Here is a 3,327-nt window from a genome sequence, read left to right as displayed (position 1 = left end):
GTGGGGTGTGGGGTTTTACCGGTTTTGAGGTGGCCAATTACCTAATTTTCAGGGAAAAAGTCCCTGAATTTTCCCCCTGATCACTCCCATGCCGGGGACTTTTTGATTGACAAAAAGTCTAAAAGTCTTACCCAACAAGGTTTTTAGATTTATTCAGCCAACCCTAATTATGGGTGCGAATTTTCAGGAATCAAAAAAGGGCTTTGGTGGGGAACAGTGATCAGGTAGAACCCGAAGGGAGCGTTCCCAGGTTCTACCTAGGAACGAGATAAAAAGCAAAATTTTGTATTTCTAAAATTCTACACTTAGGTTTTCCGAAAATGGCTCAGGGCAGATTTGAACTGCCGACCTTGGGCTTATGAGTCCCCTGCTCTGACCAACTGAGCTACTAAGCCGTTGTTTACACAGTTATCAATCATAACACACAATCACCCAATTGCACAAGAGCAAAAAAGGGAAGATTTTTTCTTCCCTTTCTGGGCATCTTTAACGTCTGCCTGGCAGGAAAGCCATGGGATTAACTGCGCCCTGGCCGGAGGGGTGAACCTCGAAATGTAGGTGGGGGCCGGTGCTAAAACCGGTGCTACCCATCTGGGCGATTGGCTCGCCTTGCTGAACAGTTTGGCCGCGACGCACCAGCAGACGGCTGTTATGGGCATAGAGAGTGGTGCTACCATCGGGGTGACGCAGTTTCACCAGATTGCCATAACCGCCCGAATTCCAACCGGAGGCGATTACTTCACCGGCGGCCGCCGCCACAACCGGTGTACCCACTGGACCGGCGATATCGATGCCGCGATGAGGTCTGCCCCAGCGCCAACCGAAACCGGAGGTTAACACACCCCTGGTGGGCCAGATAAAGCCGGTAAAAATGGGGGTGGGATTAGGTAAATACTCATCGGGATTAGCGAGGGGAGGAAGGGAAGGTTCTACAGTTTCGCCGACGGGGATTCGTAGGCGATCATTATATTCTTCCACATTGGTAGGAGCCGAACCGATAATCTGGGGGGGGGTGCTTTGGTTAGAACGAGAACGAAGGGCAGCCCATTGGGGATTAGGGGTTATTTGCCGCTCATCGACGGTTTCTGCGGGATTATCGACGGGAATAGCGATACTTTTCTGGGTTTCCGAAAGGTTAGTTTCCCGCAGATTAGCCACCTCTTGGCGCAATCTTTCCCGATAGCTGCCGGTGATATTTTCGGGGAATTCTTCCGTCTCCGTGGTGGCAGTTGCGGCGGGGAAATTTTGCCGATTGCTGGGGTTAAAGGAGAGTCTAGCGCGATCGCCGAGCAAGGGGGTAAGATTTTGATTAACTCTAGCGTTGGCAGAACGGTCGGGAATTACTAGGGTTTGATTAACTTTAATCTGGTTGGGGTTGTCAATGCCGTTTTCCCTGGCTAATTCGGAAGGGGTGATGCCGAGAACACGAGCGATTGTGTTTAAGGTATCCCCTGGCCGAACCCGATAAACTTGGTTTTCTGGGGGAACTATGACCCGAGGATTGGGAACGGCGGGAATTTCAGTCACAGGAGCCGGATTTCGTAGGGCAACGCTGGGAATTTCCGGTCTGCTTGTCAAGGGAGGATTAACGGCAATTGTGGCTATCGGGCGATCGCTTTCAGGGGTGGGAACGGGAATCGGGATCACCTGGCTGGTTGGTCGGGGGGATTCTTCGGGAGCAATAACGGGAATCTCGACGCTAGTTGGCGAATTATCGGGAACGAGAGCGGTAGTTTCGGTGACGATTACTGTTTCCCCGGAATCGGACTGATGGGGGATTTCCTCGGTCCGTAGGGCGGCCAAACTTTCTTGGAGACGTTGACGGGTTTGACGCAGACTAGCAGAGGAACTATCCAACTGCTCAGGAGTTGCTGCCGGGGCTGCCGGGGGCAACTGCTCAGGAGTGGGAATTTTTAAGGTTTGTCCGATAATCAGATCGGATTGGGGGGGGAGATTATTGCGGGTAGCGATCGCTGTGGGGGTGGTTTGATAGGTGTCGGCTAAACTCCAGAGGGATTCTCCCGGTTTTACCTGATGCTCAACCACTGATGTGGCGATGAATTTGACGGTAGCAAGTGCTTGGGATTGGATTATTTGCGGTTCTTTTAGTTCTTTACCCGCACCTTTTGCTTTTTGGGACAGGTCAATTACTTCCCATTCTAAGGGTACAGAATTGGCGGCCTGGGCTGATTCTGAGGTGGAGTTGAGAATGCTAGGTACTCCCAGAGAGAGTGCTAATCCCAGCAGGGCAACTGAGTAACGGACTCGGTTAGACTCAGCAGTGCAATTCTGTTCCGGGGTAGCGGATGTCATGGGGTTGTGGATAAAAGTCTCTTTCAAACAGACCTCCTGTGGTGTAAAGAGTTAGCCAGAGCCAGTCGATTAAGCCGATGATTCTAGCTTTCAGCATTAGCCTTGAGGCTAGAGTAGAAGTTAGGCAACTTTCTTTTTAGTCAAAATACCTAAAGGTGACTTTTAGGAGAGATTAACTTAGATTTTGAAATTGTGCAAGTCTCCCTCTGACTATTAGCATCGGGATCACGGCAAGTTGGTGACATTTTGAATGTCCAGATTGACGATGCTCTATCTCAGATGTTCCAAGCTGATCAGCATTTTTCGTCTTGCCAATTTTTGCCAGTTTTTTCATAGAAATTTTTTATCTGTTTTGCCGTTTAGAAAGAAATTATTAATCATTCGCTGCTCGAAAGGAGCAACGATGGCTATTCAAGGTCAATACCGGATAAATAGGGTTTGCCGAAAAAATTTTTTCTGGGGGCAGGGTGTGGGGTGTGAGGTGTCGGTCGTCCATAGCAAATTAGGTGACACTTCGTCTTGATGAGAAAAAGGCTGTCAGCATTTCCTTCGCTAATTCAAGGATGGTGAGCGCCTGTTCCTTATCGAAAATTTGGGTTGAAAACCCCGCCCTTTAGCGGAGCGGAGGGCGGCTTGATTACTTTAACTTTTGGCTCTAACGAACCTGTCATGTAAAACTATCAACAACTTATGCTTGTAAAGCTTGTACACTAAGCCTTTAAGTTTTTGTTAGATTGATATTTATCAACTTTAGAGCATTGCTGTGTTGTAAATAGGCTACAATGCCAGCAGACCAAAGGCAACCTCCTTTAAGTTAAACCGCCCGTGAGTGGTATAAAAAACACAAGTAGGAAAGGCTAGTGGTTGGGCTTCTTTGCACAGAGGTGCGGATAACCTCTTAAAAACGCATGGACTCTAACGAGTACCGAAAACTATACTTTGCACGGCTATAACTTGCATTTTTTCCTCAAAGACAATAATATAGTTTAAGAGTCATAATTAGAAGCAAAGCAC

At 48.4% G+C, this 3,327-nt stretch carries 1 protein-coding gene and 1 tRNA gene; both read right to left on the bottom strand.

The genetic code is table 11. From position 1 onward, the window contains the following. Positions 1-321: 321 nt before the first annotated feature. A tRNA-Met gene (locus PX636_RS04535) sits at positions 322-395 on the bottom strand. Positions 396-486: 91 nt separating this feature from the next. Continuing rightward, positions 487-2,313: a peptidoglycan DD-metalloendopeptidase family protein gene (locus PX636_RS04530; protein ID WP_002799032.1), complete on the bottom strand. Its 1,827-nt coding sequence runs from the start codon at positions 2,311-2,313 to the stop codon at positions 487-489. Positions 2,314-3,327 lie beyond the last annotated feature (1,014 nt).

Source organism: Microcystis sp. M53598_WE2, from assembly GCF_030067735.1.
Lineage (GTDB): Bacteria > Cyanobacteriota > Cyanobacteriia > Cyanobacteriales > Microcystaceae > Microcystis > Microcystis aeruginosa.
This window is presented reverse-complemented; position numbering and strand designations above follow the sequence as displayed.

Bases quoted from the DNA above. Each gene is read 5' to 3' on its own strand.
- PX636_RS04530 (WP_002799032.1), bottom strand. From the start codon at position 2,313: ATGACATCCGCTACCCCGGAACAGAATTGCACTGCTGAGTCTAACCGA.